This is a genomic window from Oerskovia sp. USHLN155 (assembly GCF_037145535.1).
Classification (GTDB): Bacteria; Actinomycetota; Actinomycetes; order Actinomycetales; family Cellulomonadaceae; genus Oerskovia; species Oerskovia rustica.
This window is the reverse complement of sequence record NZ_JBBCXG010000003.1, coordinates 38,016-54,355: the sequence shown is the minus strand read 5'-3', so window position 1 is coordinate 54,355 and position 16,340 is coordinate 38,016. Positions and strand designations below refer to the sequence as shown.

The window sequence follows — 16,340 nt, the reverse complement described above, 5'->3', positions numbered from 1 at the left end:
GACCTGGTCAGGAGGGTGCCGTCGCGCTCGTGGGATCCGCGGCACCGGCCGTCCCTGTCCGCGCCGCGACCGCAGCGTCGATCCGCGCCTGCGTGCGCGCCTCGCGACGCCGGCGTGCGCGCAGGACCGCGAGCACCGCACCGACGAGGACGAGCAGCGTCCCGAGCTGGACCCACGGCAGGGTCCACGCCGCGTAGGTACCGGTCACGGGGGCGAGCGCGACCTCGACCACGTCGTCGCCCACGACGAGCGGGGTCGTGGTCAGGTCGCCCGAGACCTTGCCCAGCGGCCAGACGCCGTCGAGCACGACGCTCCCGCTCGCCTCCTGGCCGGGCAGCACCTCGCGCTGGGCGGGGGCCACGACGTCGCGGGCGTTCCAGCCGAAGAGACCGGATCCCACGACCTGGGTGTCCGCGCCGAGTCGGACGTTGCCCTCGTTCGCGACCGTGTAGTCGACGCGCACCGCGCCGGGCGCGAAAGGGTTCCAGCTCGGCTCGTAGGTCGCGCGGACGTCCGTGAGCGCGAGCGCCGGGGCCAGGTCGCCCCCTACGCGCAGGTGCACGCGGGCGCCCACGCGCGTGTCGAACGTGACGGCCGACCCGTCGCCCTCGGGGCGAGCCAGGGCTGCGACGACCCCGGCCGGGTGGTCCCCGGGCGTCGCGTCGGCGGGGACCGAGACCGTGAACGGCACGGTCACCGACGACTCCGCGGCGACCTCGACGCGCTGGGTCGGCCCGGCGGCCTGTCCCTCACCGAGGGTGATCCACGCGCCGCCGTCGACCGGGGCGGTGCCCGCGGGGAGCAGGTCGAACTGCCCGTCCGCGGTCACGACGCCGTCGCTCGCGTACACGTCGAACGTCGCGGGGTGGGCGCTGAAGTTGGTCACGGTCACGTGGTCGCTCGCCTGCCCGCCGGGGTCGACGGTCAGGCGGAACGAGACGCGCCCGTCGGGCCCGTCGGCCGTCGCGGGCTCGACGGCCCACGTGGTCCTCGCGGGGCCCGGGTCGGACGCCGCGGTCGCGGACGGGCCGGGTAGTCCGGACAGTGACGCAAGAGCGAGCGCGAGGACGGCTACGGGCCGGACGGCGCGAGAGAGGACGATCATCGATGGGCTCCGAGCGGGGAAGGTGCACGACCCGCTCCGGTCGGCGACCCGCGCGCACGGGGCGCGCGACGCCGTCGGGCGGACGGACGGACGGGGGCGGACGGGTGCGCCGCCGGGAGACGACCCGCCGGGCCCCGGCGCCACGAGAGCGCACCGGGGCCCGAGGGTTCGTCAGGCGACGGTCAGTCGACCGGGAAGAGCGAGACCGTCAGGGCGCCCGCGTAGTCGCCCGCGCGGGTGTCGACCGGGACCTCGAGCGCCAGGTCGGCCGAGACCGTCGTGGTGCCCAGACGCCCGTCCGCCGTCGCGGTCGCGAGCGTGGCCGGTGCCGCGAGGCCCGTGCCGCCACCCAGGAGCGACGCGACGGGCGAGCCTGCGCTCACGCCGTCCTTGGCCGAGACCAGGCCCGGGGTCCAGCCGAGGTTCTGGGCGCGCAGCGTGCGCGGGCCCGACGTCAGGTCGCTCGACTGGCCCGAGGCGGTCCAGCCGCCCGCGCCGACCGTGGCGGCCGCGCGCGAGTCGGTCACCGAGACCTCGGGAAGCCGTCCCGCGAAGCGCAGGCGGTCCCCCACGTTCTCGCCGCCCGTGAGCGCGACGCCCGCACCAGCGTCCGAGACCGACAGCGTGAGCTTGCCGCCCACCTCGCCGGCCTCGGGCACGGTCGCGACCAGCGGGATGCCGTCCGCGTCGTTCGCGGCCCACAGCTCGTTCGAGACGCGGCCCACGTCGGCGTTGTCGAGGTACGCGCCGCGCACCGGGTCGGTGCCCGTCGCGGCGGCCGCGAGCAGCTCGGAGCCCGGGCCCTTGGCGTACACGGGCACGAGGTGGTTGGTGTGGCCGCCACTGTTCCAGCTGACCTGCGGGGCGCCGCCCTGCACGCCCTGGACCGGGGTCCAGGCCGGGTTCGCCGCGGGACCGGAGAGGTAGCCGCACTCGTGGTCGGCGGTGATGACGACGAGGGTCTCGTCCCAGCTCGAGTTCTCCTCGACCCAGTCGACGACCGTCTCGATGGTCCGGTTGAAGTCGACCTGCTCCTCGACCGCGCCCGCGGTGTTGTTGTCGTGCGAGGCCCAGTCGATCGCGCCGCCCTCGATCATGACGAAGAAGCCCTCGTCGGAGGCGTTGGACAGCACGTTGAGCGCGGCGTCCGTCATCTGCGGGAGCGAGGGGACGTTGTCGTTCTGCGGGGCGGTGAACGGTACGCCGCCCGGCTTCAGGGACGTGCGGTCGGCCTGGAGCGTGCCCGCGACCTGCGCGGTACCCAGCACGTGCGTGGGCGTGTCGCCCTCGGCGAGCGCGAGGAAGTCGTCCTTCGACTCGACCAGGTCGAACGCCGACTGGCCGTCGACCAGCGTGTTCCACTCGGTCTCGCCGATGTAGTCGTACTTCGGGGTCGAGCGCTTGTCGCCGTTGTCGTCGTACCAAGGGTTGCCCGCACCGAAGATCACGTTGGCGCCCGAGTCCATCATGTCGGCCGCGATGTCGTGGTAGTTGTTGCGGTGCTCGTTGTGCGCCAGGTAGGACGCGGGCGTCGCGTGGGTCCACGGCACCGACGTGACGACGCCCGTGGCCTTGCCCAGCTCGAGCGCGCGCTCGGCGACCGTCCTGAGGTCCTCGTGGTTCTCGTCCTGGCCGATCACGTTGTTGAGCGTCTTGACGCCCGTCGCGAGGGTCGTGGCCGCCGCTGCGGAGTCGGTCGAGTTCTTCAGCGGCGCCGCGAAGCTGCTCCAGTTCTGGGCAGGGTCGTACGTGTTGCCGAACTGGTACGTGGACATCGCGAGGGCGACCGGGAACTCCTGGTACACCTGCGTGCCGGCCTGACCGGGGACCGGCGTCGAGACGCCGCCGGGCTTCACGGTGGTCTGGTAGGCCGTGCGGCCGTGCTCGAACTGGCTGCCGAGGTCGACCTGGTTGAACCCCATCCCGTCACCGATGAGGTGGATGATGTTCTTCGGTCCCGGCGCCCCCGGGTCGGCGGACGGCGCGGCGAGCGCCGGCGTGGTCGAGGAGATCGCGATACCCGCCGCGAGGACGCCCGTGCCGGCGACCCGCAGCCACTTCATCGGTACACGTGAAGTCATGGTCTCTTCCCTGTCGAGGTCTGGTCCGGTCCGGAGTCGAGTTCCGGCCGGCACGTCAGAGCCAAGCGGTCAGAGGTGGCGAGGGGGTGAACGGCGAAGGGCCGCGCGGGGACGGATGGGGTAAATGTCCGTCCCGCCCGGCGAGTCGCGGGAAGGCGCGCGGGAGGCGGAGCGCGCCGCGGGCGGGCGCGCCGCCTCAGCCCGGCGCGGGGAGGTCCGCGAACCGCACGAGCTGCCCCACGGCCCGCTCGGCGCGCTCGTCGAGCCACGGCATGGGGAAGAGCTCGATCGTCCAGTCCTCCTTGGACGCGAACACGCCCGTGGGCACGATCAGGTCGCCCATGAACGCGAACAGGGGTCGCAGCGCCTGGTCGATCACGAGGGTGTGCCGGGCCGTGCCGCCCGTCGCGGCGAGCAGCACGGGCTTGTCAGCCATCGGGAGCGAGTCGACGAGGTCGAAGAAGGCCTTGAAGATCCCGGAGTAGGAGCCGCGGAACACGGGGGTCGCGACGATCAGTAGGTCGGCCTCCTCGACGGTCTTGAGCGCGAGCTCGAGCTCCTCGCTGCGCATCCCGATCACGGTCGCGGTCGCGACGTCCTGCGCGTGGTCGCGGACCTCGATCGTGCGGGCGTCGACCTGGGTGCCGCTGGCCGCCAGCCGTGCGACGGTCTTGTCGAGCAGGAGGTCGGTCAGGGCGCGCGTGGTCGAGGGGAAGCTCACCCCGCCGGTCACGGCGACGACGCTCAGCGGGCGGGGTGCGGACGCTCCGGCGTCCCGGGGTCCGGCGCTCACGCCTTGCTCCCGTCGCGTGCGGGGATGTCGCCCTGGGCGCCGCGGAGCTTGTCGAGCAGGCCCTTGAGGGTCGCCAGCTCGTCGGCGTCGAGCGCGCCACCCACGTAGGCGCCGATGGTGCGGACGTGCTTGCGCCCGATCTCCTTCTGGAGGCGCGCCCCCTCGGGGGTGAGGCGGACGATCGTGCCGCGTGCGTCGTCGGGCGCGGGGACGCGTTCGACGAGGCCGCGCTGCTCGAGGCGCTCGGCCATGCGGCTGAGCGAGGGCTGGCTGATGAGGACGTACTCGTTGAGGTCGCGCAGGCGGGTGCCGCCCTCGGGGCAGCCGGCGAGCGTGAAGAGCACGTCGTACTCGCGCATCGTCAGCTCTTCCCAGATGTCGTCGGCCTGGAAGCGGCGCATGAGGGCGACCTGGGTGCGGAAGAGCGACTCCCACGTCTCGGCGGCCTCTCGCGTGGTGGCTCGGTCGTGGACGGTGGGGGGCGCGGCGGTGCTGCTGGTCATGTGTCTCTCGATCCTGCGGGGTGCACCGGCCCGACGGCGGTGCTCGCCTCGTCGGCGCACGTCCCCCGGGTAGATGCGTTCGTATGAACTCGAGCGGTACAACCGACGGGGCGAGAGGTGTATTCCGGACGCACTGGAGCGCGAGGAGCGGCCTACCTGCCGAGCCGCCGTTCGCGCTGCGAGTACGACCGCAGGGCACGCAGGTAGTCGACCCGGCGGAAGCTCGGCCAGTACGCCTCGCAGAAGTAGAACTCGGCGTGCGCGCTCTGCCACAGCAGGAACCCGCCCAGGCGCTGCTCGCCCGACGTGCGGATCACGAGCTCGGGGTCCGGCTGGCCCTTGGTGTAGAGGTGCTCCTCGATGTGCTCGACGTCGAGGTTCTCGGCGAGGTCCTGGAGCGAGGCGCCGCTCGCGGCCTGCTCGCTCAGGTAGGAGCGCACGGCGTCGGCGATCTCGTGCCGGCCGCCGTACCCGATCGCGACGTTGACCTGGAGCCCGTCGACCCCGGCGGTCTGGTCCTCCGCGTCGCGCAGCGCCTTGGCGAGGCGCTCGGGCAGGAGGTCGAGTCGGCCCATGACGCGCAGGCGCCAGCGGCCCGTCTCGGCGAGGTCGCACACGGCGTCCTCGATGATGTCGAGCAGGGCGCTGAGCTCCTCGCGCGAGCGCGAGAGGTTGTCCGTGGAGAGCATCCAGAGCGTGACGACCTCGATCCCGAGGTCCTCGCTCCAGGTGAGGAACTCGGCGATCTTGTCGGCACCGCGACGGTGACCGGTCGCGGCGGTCTCGCCGAAGGACTTCGCCCAGCGCCGGTTCCCGTCGAGGATGACGCCGACGTGACGCGGCATCGCCTCACGGGGCAGGGAGCTCGCGAGCCGTCGTTCGTACAGCCCGTAGAGCAGGTGGGGCATGCGCACGTGGGGTCCTTCGCGGTGTGTAATGGATGAGCGGCGACGGGGCCGGGCAGGGCCCGGGAGCGTCGCACGGACGACACGGGCACCGAGGAGCGCTCGGGGGCGTCGCTCGCCAAACGGTACCGGAGGCAACAGTCGATATGTCCCGAGGTCCGGCCCGGGAGACGCCTTTACGCAGGATCTTCACAGTCCCCCGCAGCAACCTACGGTGACGTAACTTACGATGGCGTAGGTTGTTCCTGAGCCACGCACGTCGACTCACGCGCAGTCCCCCCGGGCCAGGGACGCCTCGTCCCCCGCCCGCCGAACGAGTAGGAGCACCTCCGTGGCACGACCCTCCGACCGCCCGACCTCGGGCGACACCGTCGAGAACGCCCTCGACTCGGCAGCAGACGCCGTGTCGAGCGCGAGCGCGAAGGTCGCGGAAGCCATCAAGCCCCGGCTGCGGGGCTGGATCCACGCCGGCACGTTCCCCGTCGCCCTCGTCGCGAGCATCGTCCTCGTGATCCTCGCGCCCCCCGTCGCGGGCAAGGTCTCGTGCGCCGTCTTCGGCCTGAGCGCGTGCCTGCTGTTCGGCACGAGCGCCGTCTACCACCGCGGCACCTGGTCACCGAAGGTCGCGGGGATCCTGCGCCGGGCCGACCACTCGAACATCTTCCTCATCATCGCGGGCACGTACACACCGCTCGCGGTGCTGCTCCTGCCGCAGAGGACCGCGACGATCCTGCTCGTCATCGTGTGGGCGGGCGCCCTGCTGGGGCTCGCCGCGCGCATCATCTGGCTCAACGCCCCGCGCTGGGTCTACGTGCCGATCTACGTCGCGCTCGGCTGGGTCGCGGTCGGGTACATGCCCCAGTTCTGGACGACGCCGTCCGGCCCGGCGATCGTGTGGCTCGTCGCGATCGGCGGCCTGGCGTACACGCTCGGCGCGGTCGTCTACGGGCTCAAGCGCCCCAACCCGAGCCCGCGCTGGTTCGGCTTCCACGAGATCTTCCACGTGCTGACGGTCGTGGGTTTCGGGTGCCACTACGCGGCGATCATGATCGCGGCGCTCAACGCCTGAGCCTTCCTGCACCCGCTGAGTGCGGAGCAGCTGTCGCGGACGGCCTCGATCTGCGACGACCACTTCGCACTCAGCGTTGCTGCTGGTCCTTGGGCACGACGGCGTAGCGCCGGTTCACGAGCGACGGGTTCGCCTCCCGCACGGCCCCCAGGGCGCCGGGGTCGACGTCCGCGGTCCGCAGGCCCGCGCGCTCGTCGAGCTCGAGCCCGACCTGCCCGTCGGGCCCCACGAGCAGCGACCTCCCGGTCACGCCCTTCCCCGCCTGCCCGACGGCGAGCACCACCGACGTGTTCTCGATCGCCCGGGCACGGGCCAGGGTGCGCCAGTGGTCGGCCTTGAGGTCGCCCGCGGCCCAGGCAGCGGGCACGACCAGGACGTCGGCGCCGGCGTCGACCAGCCGGCGCGCCGACTCGGGAAACCGCAGGTCGTAGCACGTCATGACGCCGAACGTCAGGCCGCCCACGGTCATCGTGGTCGGGGCCGCGTCGACCGGGCCCGGCTCCAGCCGGTCCGACTCACGGTGCCCGAACGCGTCGTAGAGGTGCACCTTGCGGTACACCCCGACCAGGTGCCCGCCCCCGTCGATCGCGACGACGGCGTTGACGGCACGGGTCGTGCCGCTGCCGCTGCCGCTGCCCGGGAGCGTCGTGCCCGCGATCACCGCGACCCCGGTCTCCGCCGCCCAGCGCTGGAGGGTCGTGACGAACGGGCCGTCGAGCGGCTCGGCGTGCTCGATCCCGACCCCTCGCGGATCGAAGCCCGAGGCGTACTCGGGGAGCACCAGGAGGTCGGCCTGGAGCCGCTGAGCCTCCGTGAAGGCCGAGCGCACCACGAGCAGGTTCGCCGCGTGGTCGTTCGAGACCTCGATCTGGGCGATCGTGACCCGCACCGGACCACGCGACGTCCGTGCCATGTCAGTCGCCGCCGCCACCGGAGTCGCCGCCCGAGCTGCCCGAGTCGCTCGAGCTGTCGCTCGGACCGTCGTTCGAGCGCGAGCCGCCGCCCGAGGAACCGCCGTCCGAAGACGCACCAGACCCGCCGCCGTTGCCGGAACGGACCGACCGCTCGTCGTGCCGGACCTTGCGGAGCTGCTTGTTCATCGACAGGAACAGCGCGACGCACGCGAGCGCGACCGCGAAGATCGTGAGGAACCCCGGCAGGCCGGGAGACACGTCGGTCGGCTCGAGGCCCGGGCGCAGCTCACCGCCCGTCGGGGCGGGGGACGGCGTGGTCTCGGCCGTCACGCCGACGGCCCAACCGGGCCCTCCCGCGAGGTGGGACGACAGGTCGACCGCGAGCTGCGGCGTCGGGCTCATGCGTGGCCTTCCTCGGTGCGGATACCGGCGAACAGGTCGTCCTCCGGAAGCGTGGTCGGGACGCGCGACTCGGCGAGCTCGAACTCCTCGATCGGCCACACCGCGACCTCGAGGTCGCGCGGAATCGCGAAGAAGAAGCCGTCCGGGTCGATCTGCGTCGCGTGCGCGATGAGCGCCGCGTCGCGCTGCGGGAAGTACGGGGCGACCTCGACGCGCGTCGTGACCTCGCGCTCGGGGATCTCGCGCGCCGCCCGCGACTCGACCCAGTCGCTGAACGGCGACTCGAGACCGGCGTCCACGACGGCCTCGTGGATCGTGCGGATGCGGTTCATCGAGAAGTCGTGGTTGTAGTACAGCTTGAGCGGCTCCCACACGGGCGCGCCGCCCTCGACCTGGTAGCGCTCCGGGTCGCCCGCGGCGTGGAACGCCTCGAACGCGACCCTGTGGCACATGATGTGGTCCGGGTGCGGGTAGCCCCCGCTCGGGTCGTACGTCGTGATGACGTGCGGGCGGAACTCACGCACCAGCTCGACGAGCGGCGCCGCCGCCTCCTCGAGCGGGACGAGCGCGAAGCAGCCCTCCGGCAGCGGAGGCAGCGGGTCGCCCTCGGGCAGCCCCGAGTCGACGAACCCCAGCCAGCGATGGCTCACACCGAGCGCCCTGGCCGCCGCCGCCATCTCCGCGCGGCGCAGCTCGGCCATGCCCTCGGGGGTCGAGGGGACCTCACCGAAGCTCGGGTTGAGCACGTCGCCGCGCTCACCGCCCGTGCAGCTCACGACGAGCACCTCGACGCCCTCCGCGGCGTAGCGGGCCGACGTCGCGGCGCCCTTGCTCGACTCGTCGTCAGGGTGCGCATGGACGGCCATGAGGCGCAACGGTGCGCCGTCGACCGTCCCGGGCGCCGTTGCAGTCCGCGGGCGCGCCGTCGATTCGGTCACAGGTCCTCCAGGGGGTACTCCGGGGCGAAGAAGTTCAGAGACAATGATGTCTCATGAGCAGGTAGTCCACCCAACCCCTGGACCTCGATTCACCATGACGAACAGCACTCCCCCGTCGGGAACAACCCCGCAGGTCGGCCCCGACGCGCTCGACGAGCACGAGAACCCGATCGGGCTCGCGCCGCGGACCCCGGGACCGCAGCCGCCCGCAGGGCGCTACGGACCCCCGTCGACGCCCGCCCGCCGCCGCCTCACGATCGCGGGCATCGTCGCCGCCGCGGTCGTCGGCGTCGGGATCACGATCTGGATCGGGCTCGGGCAGGCCTCGACCCCGGTGCGCTACGACGACTTCGGGTTCAAGGTCATCAGCTCCGAGCAGATCGACGTGACGTTCCAGGTCTCGATGAAGCCCGGCACCCAGGCCGAGTGCACGATCGACGCCCTCGCGGAGAGCTACGCGCAGGTCGGGACGGTCGACGTCGTCGTCGGACCGAGCGACCAGCTCGAGGGGCGCTACACCGTGAGCGTCGCGACGTCCGAGCTCGCCACGACCGGCATCGTCGAGAGCTGCCGCGCACTGCCCTGACGGGGGAACGGCGGTGTGATGCAGCGGACATTTGGTATCCTGAGGGATTCACGCTGCCCCAGAAGCATCAGGTCCAGCGAAACCCGCCACGCGGCGTCGGCGACCGGCCGACGTCACCACCCCGGGCAGGCAGCGGAGTCGCTCTCACCCGCACCCACTGCCTCACCCTGTGCGGTCGCGTCCACCGACGTCGACCGCAGGAACGCAAGGAAAGGAAGGAGCGAACCGTGACCGAGACCAGCGTCACCTGGCTGACCCAGGAGGCACACGACAGGCTTCAGGCCGAGTTGGCTCACCTGTCCGGTGCCGGCCGCACCGACATCGCCGAGCGCATCGCTGCTGCCCGCGACGAGGGTGACCTCAAGGAGAACGGCGGCTACCACGCCGCCCGCGAGGAGCAGGCCAAGAACGAGGCGCGCATCCGCGAGCTGACCGCGAAGCTCCGCAACGTGCAGATCGGCACGCCGCCGGACGACGGCAAGGTCGAGCCCGGCATGGTCGTCACGGCCCTCGTGGCCGGCGAGGAGATGGCGTTCCTGCTCGGCTCGCGCGAGATCGCCGGCGGCACGGACATCCGCGTCTACTCCCCGACGTCCCCGCTCGGCGAGGCCATCAACGGCACCTCGATCGGCGACAAGGTCTCGTACGCCGCCCCCAACGGGAACCAGATCCAGGTGGAGATCCTCGCGGCCAAGCCGTTCGAGGCGTGACCCACCGCTGACGCGCCGAGCCACCACCGACGGTGGCCGCCCCAGGGCACGCGCATCGCGACCACGCAGGCCCGGGAACCTCAGGGTTCCCGGGCCTGCGTGCGTCCGGGTGCCTGCGCAGGCTGCCGGCCGGGCCAGCCTGGACTCTTCAGCCCGCTCGCGACGGTCGGCGAGATGCTGCCGGTTGTCGGGTCCCCCGCGCGTGGTGCGACAACGAGCAGCATCTCGCCGCCGGGGCGGAAGGGCGCGGCTCACACGACGTCGGCGTCTGTCCACAGGCCGCCCCAGACCCGCCACGCACCCGGTCGCTCTCAGGCAGGATCACGCCATGACGGACGACTCCCCGAGCCCTCCCCTGTCCCAGCGGTCACCCGCACCCGCACCCGCACCCGCACCCGCACCCGCACCCGCACCCGCACCCGAGATGCTCGCGGTTGTCGGGTGCCCACCTCTCGGGGCGACAACGGGCAGCATCTCGTGATCCCCCTCCCACCCGCACCGTTCCTCGTCACCGACGCGATCGCGGCCGGATGCACCCGACGGCAGGTACGGTCCACGAAGCTCCACTCGCCGTTGCCCGGGATCCGGATGGACAGGTCCCGGATGCACGACCTCGGAGCGCTCTGCGAAGCCGTCGAGCTCACGTTCTCCGACGGTGATGCCTGGTCGCACACGACGGCCGCGGCCCTGTGGGGTCTTCCGCTCCCGTCCGGAATCGACCGCACCGCGACCCTGCACGTCTCCCGGAGCCCCGGGAAGTTCCCGAGCGAGGCCGCGGGGATCACGGGACACGTCCGCCCCCGGACCAACCACGTCACCCGTCACCATGGGCGCCCCGTCACGACCCTCGCCCGGACGTGGCTCGACCTCGCCGGCCTCGTCCGACCCGCCGCGCTGACCGGTCCCGACCAGGGGCGGGTCGACGCTCGTCGCGCCACGATGCCGTCGCTCTCGTCCACGCACGAGCTGTCGTTCATGGATCTCGTCTGCGTCACCGACGCGATCGTCGGCAGACGCTGGCCCGCGGTTCCCCGGGAGGAGCTCGCCAGCGCCCTGGCCTGGCACGGCTCCCGACGCGGGGCTCGTGCGCTCCGGAGAGCGTTGGCCGCCACCCGGGCGTTCGTCGACTCGCCCATGGAGACCCGGCTCCGGCTCCTGCTGGTTGCGTCCGGGTTCCCGTGCCCTGTCGTCGGAGCCGACGTGTACGACCGGGACCGCTGGGTCGCACGCCCCGACCTGTGCTGGCCCGGGCTACGCATCGCGATCGAGTACGACGGGATCCACCACCTCACGGACAGGCAACAGATGCTCGACGACGTCGCGCGCCGAGAGGAGCTGGAGCGCCTGGGTTGGCGGGTCCTCGTGCTGTACGCGGACGACGTCCTGCGCCGCTGGCCCGCCACGACGGGACGGGTCATGCAGGCCTTTGCCGACCGTGGGGTGGACCCGGGCAACCTCGCAGACGCACCGGACGTCGTAGTCCGGCCCCGCATCGTCGAGGTCGCATGACGCCGACCGGAGGGGCCCCTCCGTCCGCCCCGTTCACCTACCGAGATGCTGCAAGTTGTCGTCCCACGCACCCCGGAAGCGACAACGGGCAGCATCTCGCGTCCGACTCCGCTCGTCGAGACGGCGGACGAGCCTCAGCCCGTCAGGACCCGGTACCCCGCGCCCCGTAGCTGCGCGACGAGCGCCTCGCAGTGCTCCTGCCCCTTGGTCTCGACCTGCATGCGCACCCACGCCTCGCCGATCGCGAGGTGCACGTCCGTGCGGTCGTGGTCGATGTGCATGATCGAGCCGCCGACCCCCGCGATGACGTCGAGCATCTGCGCGAGCGCCCCGGGCCGGTCGTCGAGCAGGACCTGCATCTGCATGTACCGGCCCGCAGCCGCGAGCCCGTGCCGCAGCACGCGCAGCAGCACCAGGGGGTCGATGTTCCCCCCGGACAGGATCACCACGACCGGGCCTTCCCACCCGGTCGGGTCGGCGAGCAAGGCCGCGACCCCGGCGGCCCCCGCCGGCTCGACGACGAGCTTGGCCCGCTCGGTGATCATCAGGAGCGCGCGCGACAGCTCGTCCTCGGTCACCGTCCGCACCTCGGCGCCCAGCTCGGACACGATCGAGAACGGCACTGGGCCCGGGGTGCCCACCGCGATGCCGTCGGCCATGGTCGAGCGGGCGAGCGACGTCGTCGGGACGCCTGCGGCGAGCGAGCCCGGGTACGCCGCCGCCCGCGCGGCCTGGACCCCGACGACCTTGACGTGCGGTGCGACCTCGGCCATGGCCGCCGCGACCCCCGCGACCAGGCCGCCGCCGCCGAGCGGCATGACGACCGTGCGGACGTCGGGGACCTGCTCGAGGATCTCGAGCGCGATCGTGCCCTGGCCCGCGACGACGTCAGGGTGGTCGAACGGGTGGATGAACACCGCGCCCGTGCGCTCGGCCTCGGCCTTCGCAGCCGCGAGCGTCTCGTCGACGTCGACGCCGACCAGGCGCACCTCGGCCCCGTACTCCCGGGTCGCGGCGACCTTGGGCAGCGCGGCGTCGACCGGCATGTAGACGACGGCCTGGATACCGAGCAGCCCCGCCGCGAACGCGACGCCCTGGGCGTGGTTCCCGGCGCTCGCCGCGACGACGCCGCGCGCCTTCTCCTCGGCCGAGAGCCGGGCCATGCGGATGTACGCGCCGCGGATCTTGAACGACCCGGCGCGCTGGAGGTTCTCGCACTTGAGCGCCACGGGCACGCCCGTGACCTGGCTGAGCGCGCGGCTCGTCTGGACGGGGGTCCGGTAGGCGACGCCGTCGAGCATGCGGGCGGCGTCGCGGATGCTGTCGAGCGTCACGCCGGGCTGAGCGAGGGTCACGCGTCCTCGCCCGCGCTCGCCCCGGCGCCCGACGACGGCGCTCCCGCTCGGCGCGACGCCCTGCGCCCGGCGGTGCGCGCCGAGGCGGGCACCTTCTCGTCGTCGGCGAGGTCTTCCTCGGCACGCCGGACCATGACCGGGAGCGCGGGCTTGCCGCGTATCACGAGGGTGTCGTCGGTGCCGAGGTCGGGGAACTTGTCGTGCCCGTTGAAGTAGAGCACCACGGTGTTGATCAGTGCGGCGAGCGGCACCGCGAACAGGGCCCCCACGATGCCGGCAGCGAACCCGCCGGCCGCGACCACGAGCAGCACCGCGACGGGGTGCAGCGAGACCGCGTGCCCCATGAGGAACGGCTGGAGCGCGTGGCTCTCGATCTGCTGGACCGCGAGCACGATGCCCAGCATGATGAGCGCCGCGACCCACCCGTTCGCGACCAGCACGACGAGCACCGCGACCGCGCCCGTGACGACGGCACCCACGATCGGGATGAACGACCCCACGAACACCAGGATGCCGAGGGGCAGCGCGAGCGACGGCACGAAGAACGCGGCACCGACACCGATACCGACCGCGTCGACGAGCGCCACGAGGATCTGGGTGCGCGTGTAGGCGGACAGCGTGACGATGCCGCGACGCCCCGCCTGGTGGATCGTGTCGCGCGACCGCGCCGGGAACAGGCCCACGCACCAGGACCAGATGGTCCGGCCGTCGAGCAGGAAGAAGAACGTGCAGAACAGCGCGATCACGGCGCCCGCGGCCACGTGGCCCACGGTCGTCGCCGCGCCCAGCGCCCCGGACACGATGCTGTCCTGGCTCGAGCTGATGAACTTCTCGAGCTCCTTGAGGTAGCCGTCGACCTGCTCGACGCCGATCCCGAACGGACCGGCCTGCAGCCAGTCCATGAACTCGTTGAAGCCGTCGATCGCCTTCTCCCGGAGCTCCGAGATCCCGCTCACGATCGTGCTGCCCGCCACCGTGATGAGCCCGCCCACGACCAGGAGAAGCCCCAGCAGCGCCGAGATGGAGGCCAGGCCGCGGGAGAACCGCAGCCGCTTCTCGAGGAAGCGTCGAACCGGTGTCAGCAGCACCGTGAGGAGCAGCGCGATCGCGACCGGGACCACGATGACCTTGAACAGCGCCGTGACGTACAGGCTCGCCGTGACGAGCGCGCCGATCAGGAGCAGGCGCCACGACCAGGCCGCGGCGGTCTGGATCGAGGGCGGGACGGCGTCGGCACCGTGCGGCCTGCCGGCTCGTACCTTCGTGGTCGCCGCGGACGTGGGGACCACTGCGGTGGCGACCGTTCCTGCCGAGGCGGGCGCCGTCGTCGGGCCCTGTGCCTTCTGGGCGCGGCCCTTGCGCGGTGCCGCGCTCACGCGAGAGCCCGCGTGAGGTCCGCGATCAGGTCCGCCGCGTCCTCGATGCCGACCGACAGTCGCACGAGGTCGTCCGGGACCTCGAGCGCAGAACCCGCGACCGACGCGTGCGTCATGCGCCCCGGGTGCTCGATCAACGACTCGACCCCGCCGAGCGACTCGGCGAGCGTGAACACCTGGGTGCGCGCGCAGACCGCGAGCGCCTTCTCCTCGCTCCCCGCGCGGAAGGACACCATGCCGCCGAAGCCGCGCATCTGGCGCTTCGCGAGCTCGTGACCGGGGTGCGACGCGAGGCCCGGGTAGACGACCTCGGTCACCGCGGGGTGCGACGCGAGGAACTCCGCGACCGCGGCCGCGTTGGCCGAGTGCCGGTCCATGCGCACCGCGAGCGTCTTGAGACCGCGCAGCGTGAGCCACGCGTCGAACGGCCCCGCGACCGCACCCGAGGAGTTCTGGTGGAAGCCGACCGCGTCAGCCAGGCCGCGCGTCCCCGCGGGCGAGACGAGGTCGCCCGGGAGCTCCGCGCCGTCGGCCACGACGAGCGCTCCCCCGACGACGTCGCTGTGCCCGCCGATGTACTTGGTCGTCGAGTGCACGACGACGTCGGCGCCCAGGCCGATCGGCTGCTGCAGGTAGGGCGTCGCGAACGTGTTGTCGACCACGAGGGTCGCGCCGTGCTCGTGCGCGATCCGCGCGAGGGCGGCGATGTCGCTCACGCCCAGCAGCGGGTTGGTCGGGGTCTCGACCCACAGGACCCTCGTGCGGCCCGGCTGGACCGCTGCCCGCACGGCGTCCAGGTCCGTCAGGTCCACGGCCGTGTGCTCGATGCCCCATGGCCCGAACGCCCGCGCCACCAGGCGGTACGTGCCTCCGTACGCGTCGTCGGGCACCAGGACGTGGTCGCCCGGGCGCAGCGTCGCGCGCAGCAGCGTGTCCTCCGCCGCGAGGCCCGAGGAGAACGCGAACCCGCGCGCCTGCGCGGCCCCGGCAGGCGTCTCGACGGCGCCGAGCGCCTCCTCGAGCGCCGTGCGGGTGGGGTTCGCGGACCGGGAGTACTCGTACCCCCCGCGCAGACCGCCGACGCCGTCCTGCTTGTAGGTGGAGACCTGGTAGATCGGGGGCACGACGGCCCCCGTCGTCGCGTCCGGGTCCTGTCCCGCGTGGATGGCGCGGGTCGCGAAGCCGGTGCTCGACCAGTCGGGGTGGGAGGGAGTGCTCGCGCTGCTCATCCTGTGAGCCTACGTGCCCGGGGGCCGCGTGTTCCTGCGGAACACGACGGTTCTCGCAGAGCGGATGTGGACATTTCGCGCGGACCGTCGGGACGGGACGGTTCCGAGGCGTCCGGGGAACAGGCGACGACGACGAGGTGTTGCCCAGGTGTCGGCTACAGGTGGAGGTAAAGATGTTCGAGTCGTTGTTCGGGTCCTCGATGAAGACCCAGATGGTCGCGCCCGAGAAGGCGCTCGCCGGGCGGGACCAGCCCGTGCTCCCCACCGCCCGCCCGCACACCGTGCTGGGGACGCCGATCACCGGTCCCTGGCCCGAGGGCACGCGCGTGCTGTACCTCGCGATGGGCTGTTTCTGGGGCGCCGAGGAGATCTTCTGGCAGGTGCCGGGAGTGATCTCGACCGCCGTCGGCTACATGGGCGGCACCACCCCCAACCCCACGTACGAGGAGGTCTGCACCGCGCGGACCGGGCACACCGAGACCGCGCTCGTCGCGTACGACCCGTCGGTCGTGAGCGAGGAGGAGCTGCTCAAGATCTTCTGGGAGCGCCACGACCCGACCCAGGGCTACCGACAGGGCAACGACGTCGGCACCCAGTACCGCTCGGCGGTCTACTGGACGACGCCCGAGCAGGAGGCCGCGGTCCGCGAGACCGAGGAGCGGTACCAGAAGGTCCTGACCGCACGTGGCCTGGACCCCATCACCACCGAGGTCGCACCGGCCGAGGGGCGCACGTTCTACTACGCCGAGGACTACCACCAGCAGTACCTCGACAAGAACCCCAACGGGTACCGCTGCCACGCGACGACGGGGATCCCGTTCCCCGACGCGGCGTGATGCCGGGCTGAGCGTCGGTGCAGAACCCC

General features: G+C 72.5%; 16 protein-coding genes. 5 read left to right on the top strand and 11 right to left on the bottom strand.

Annotated elements, in window-relative coordinates; genetic code table 11:
- Positions 1–7: 7 nt before the first annotated feature.
- From WFH32_RS05145 to WFH32_RS05125, 5 genes are all read right to left on the bottom strand, one after another.
- Positions 8–1,105, bottom strand: a complete 1,098-nt coding sequence (locus WFH32_RS05145) for a COG1470 family protein (protein ID WP_336706395.1) — start codon at positions 1,103–1,105, stop codon at positions 8–10.
- Between the two features lie 182 nt (positions 1,106–1,287).
- The gene (locus tag WFH32_RS05140; protein ID WP_336706394.1) at positions 1,288–3,186 is read right to left on the bottom strand and encodes an alkaline phosphatase; all 1,899 of its coding nucleotides are present in this window, start codon (positions 3,184–3,186) and stop codon (positions 1,288–1,290) included.
- A gap of 196 nt (positions 3,187–3,382) precedes the next feature.
- A complete protein-coding gene (locus WFH32_RS05135; RefSeq protein ID WP_336706393.1) occupies positions 3,383–3,979 on the bottom strand; it encodes a CE1759 family FMN reductase in 597 nt (198 codons plus the stop codon).
- Complete coding sequence (locus WFH32_RS05130; RefSeq protein ID WP_191794221.1) at positions 3,976–4,482, bottom strand: MarR family winged helix-turn-helix transcriptional regulator; 507 nt, start codon at positions 4,480–4,482, stop codon at positions 3,976–3,978. Before WFH32_RS05130 ends, WFH32_RS05135 begins: the two co-directional genes overlap by 4 nt.
- A 152-nt stretch (positions 4,483–4,634) precedes the next feature.
- On the bottom strand, positions 4,635–5,396 hold the full coding sequence (locus tag WFH32_RS05125; RefSeq protein WP_191794222.1) for an isoprenyl transferase: 762 nt from the start codon (positions 5,394–5,396) through the stop codon (positions 4,635–4,637).
- A gap of 322 nt (positions 5,397–5,718) precedes the next feature.
- On the opposite strand from WFH32_RS05125, the gene trhA reads away from it, so the two are divergent.
- The gene (gene trhA / locus WFH32_RS05120; protein ID WP_191794223.1) at positions 5,719–6,456 is read left to right on the top strand and encodes a PAQR family membrane homeostasis protein TrhA; all 738 of its coding nucleotides are present in this window, start codon (positions 5,719–5,721) and stop codon (positions 6,454–6,456) included.
- 70 nt (positions 6,457–6,526) lie between these two features.
- Here trhA and WFH32_RS05115 read toward each other — a convergent pair whose 3' ends face one another.
- Genes WFH32_RS05115 through mca form a run of 3 tightly spaced genes read right to left on the bottom strand, consistent with a single transcriptional unit; the run spans position 6,527 to position 8,638 of the window.
- Complete coding sequence (locus tag WFH32_RS05115) at positions 6,527–7,369, bottom strand: carbon-nitrogen hydrolase family protein (RefSeq protein ID WP_336706392.1); 843 nt, start codon at positions 7,367–7,369, stop codon at positions 6,527–6,529.
- A 1-nt stretch (position 7,370) separates the two neighbouring features.
- Positions 7,371–7,772 carry a hypothetical protein gene (locus WFH32_RS05110; protein WP_336706391.1) on the bottom strand — a complete coding sequence of 134 codons (402 nt, stop codon included), beginning with the start codon at positions 7,770–7,772 and terminating at the stop codon, positions 7,371–7,373.
- Positions 7,769–8,638, bottom strand: a complete 870-nt coding sequence (mca, locus tag WFH32_RS05105) for a mycothiol conjugate amidase Mca (RefSeq protein ID WP_191794275.1) — start codon at positions 8,636–8,638, stop codon at positions 7,769–7,771. Before mca ends, WFH32_RS05110 begins: the two co-directional genes overlap by 4 nt.
- A gap of 166 nt (positions 8,639–8,804) precedes the next feature.
- Here mca and WFH32_RS05100 point away from each other — a divergent pair, with 166 nt between their 5' ends.
- The 3 genes from WFH32_RS05100 to WFH32_RS05090 all read left to right on the top strand — a co-directional run bounded on the left by WFH32_RS05100 (position 8,805) and on the right by WFH32_RS05090 (position 11,515).
- Positions 8,805–9,296 carry a DUF4307 domain-containing protein gene (locus WFH32_RS05100; protein WP_191794226.1) on the top strand — a complete coding sequence of 164 codons (492 nt, stop codon included), beginning with the start codon at positions 8,805–8,807 and terminating at the stop codon, positions 9,294–9,296.
- A gap of 227 nt (positions 9,297–9,523) precedes the next feature.
- The gene (gene greA / locus WFH32_RS05095) at positions 9,524–10,006 is read left to right on the top strand and encodes a transcription elongation factor GreA (RefSeq protein WP_030150112.1); all 483 of its coding nucleotides are present in this window, start codon (positions 9,524–9,526) and stop codon (positions 10,004–10,006) included.
- 603 nt (positions 10,007–10,609) lie between these two features.
- Positions 10,610–11,515, top strand: coding sequence for an endonuclease domain-containing protein (locus tag WFH32_RS05090; RefSeq protein WP_336706390.1), 906 nt, complete (start codon positions 10,610–10,612; stop codon positions 11,513–11,515).
- Between the two features lie 134 nt (positions 11,516–11,649).
- Here the strand turns inward: WFH32_RS05090 and ilvA are convergent, their stop codons facing one another.
- Genes ilvA through WFH32_RS05075 form a run of 3 tightly spaced genes read right to left on the bottom strand, consistent with a single transcriptional unit; the run spans position 11,650 to position 15,475 of the window.
- Complete coding sequence (gene ilvA, locus WFH32_RS05085) at positions 11,650–12,816, bottom strand: threonine ammonia-lyase (protein WP_336706566.1); 1,167 nt, start codon at positions 12,814–12,816, stop codon at positions 11,650–11,652.
- Positions 12,817–12,866: 50 nt separating this feature from the next.
- Positions 12,867–14,246, bottom strand: a complete 1,380-nt coding sequence (locus WFH32_RS05080) for an AI-2E family transporter (RefSeq protein WP_318243921.1) — start codon at positions 14,244–14,246, stop codon at positions 12,867–12,869.
- Positions 14,243–15,475: a cystathionine gamma-synthase gene (locus WFH32_RS05075; protein WP_336706389.1), complete on the bottom strand. Its 1,233-nt coding sequence runs from the start codon at positions 15,473–15,475 to the stop codon at positions 14,243–14,245. The genes WFH32_RS05080 and WFH32_RS05075 overlap by 4 nt, the downstream gene beginning before the upstream one ends.
- A gap of 173 nt (positions 15,476–15,648) precedes the next feature.
- On the opposite strand from WFH32_RS05075, the gene msrA reads away from it, so the two are divergent.
- Positions 15,649–16,311 (top strand): peptide-methionine (S)-S-oxide reductase MsrA, encoded by a 663-nt coding sequence (gene msrA / locus WFH32_RS05070; RefSeq protein ID WP_191794229.1) that lies wholly within the window; start codon positions 15,649–15,651, stop codon positions 16,309–16,311.
- Positions 16,312–16,340: the final 29 nt, after the last annotated feature.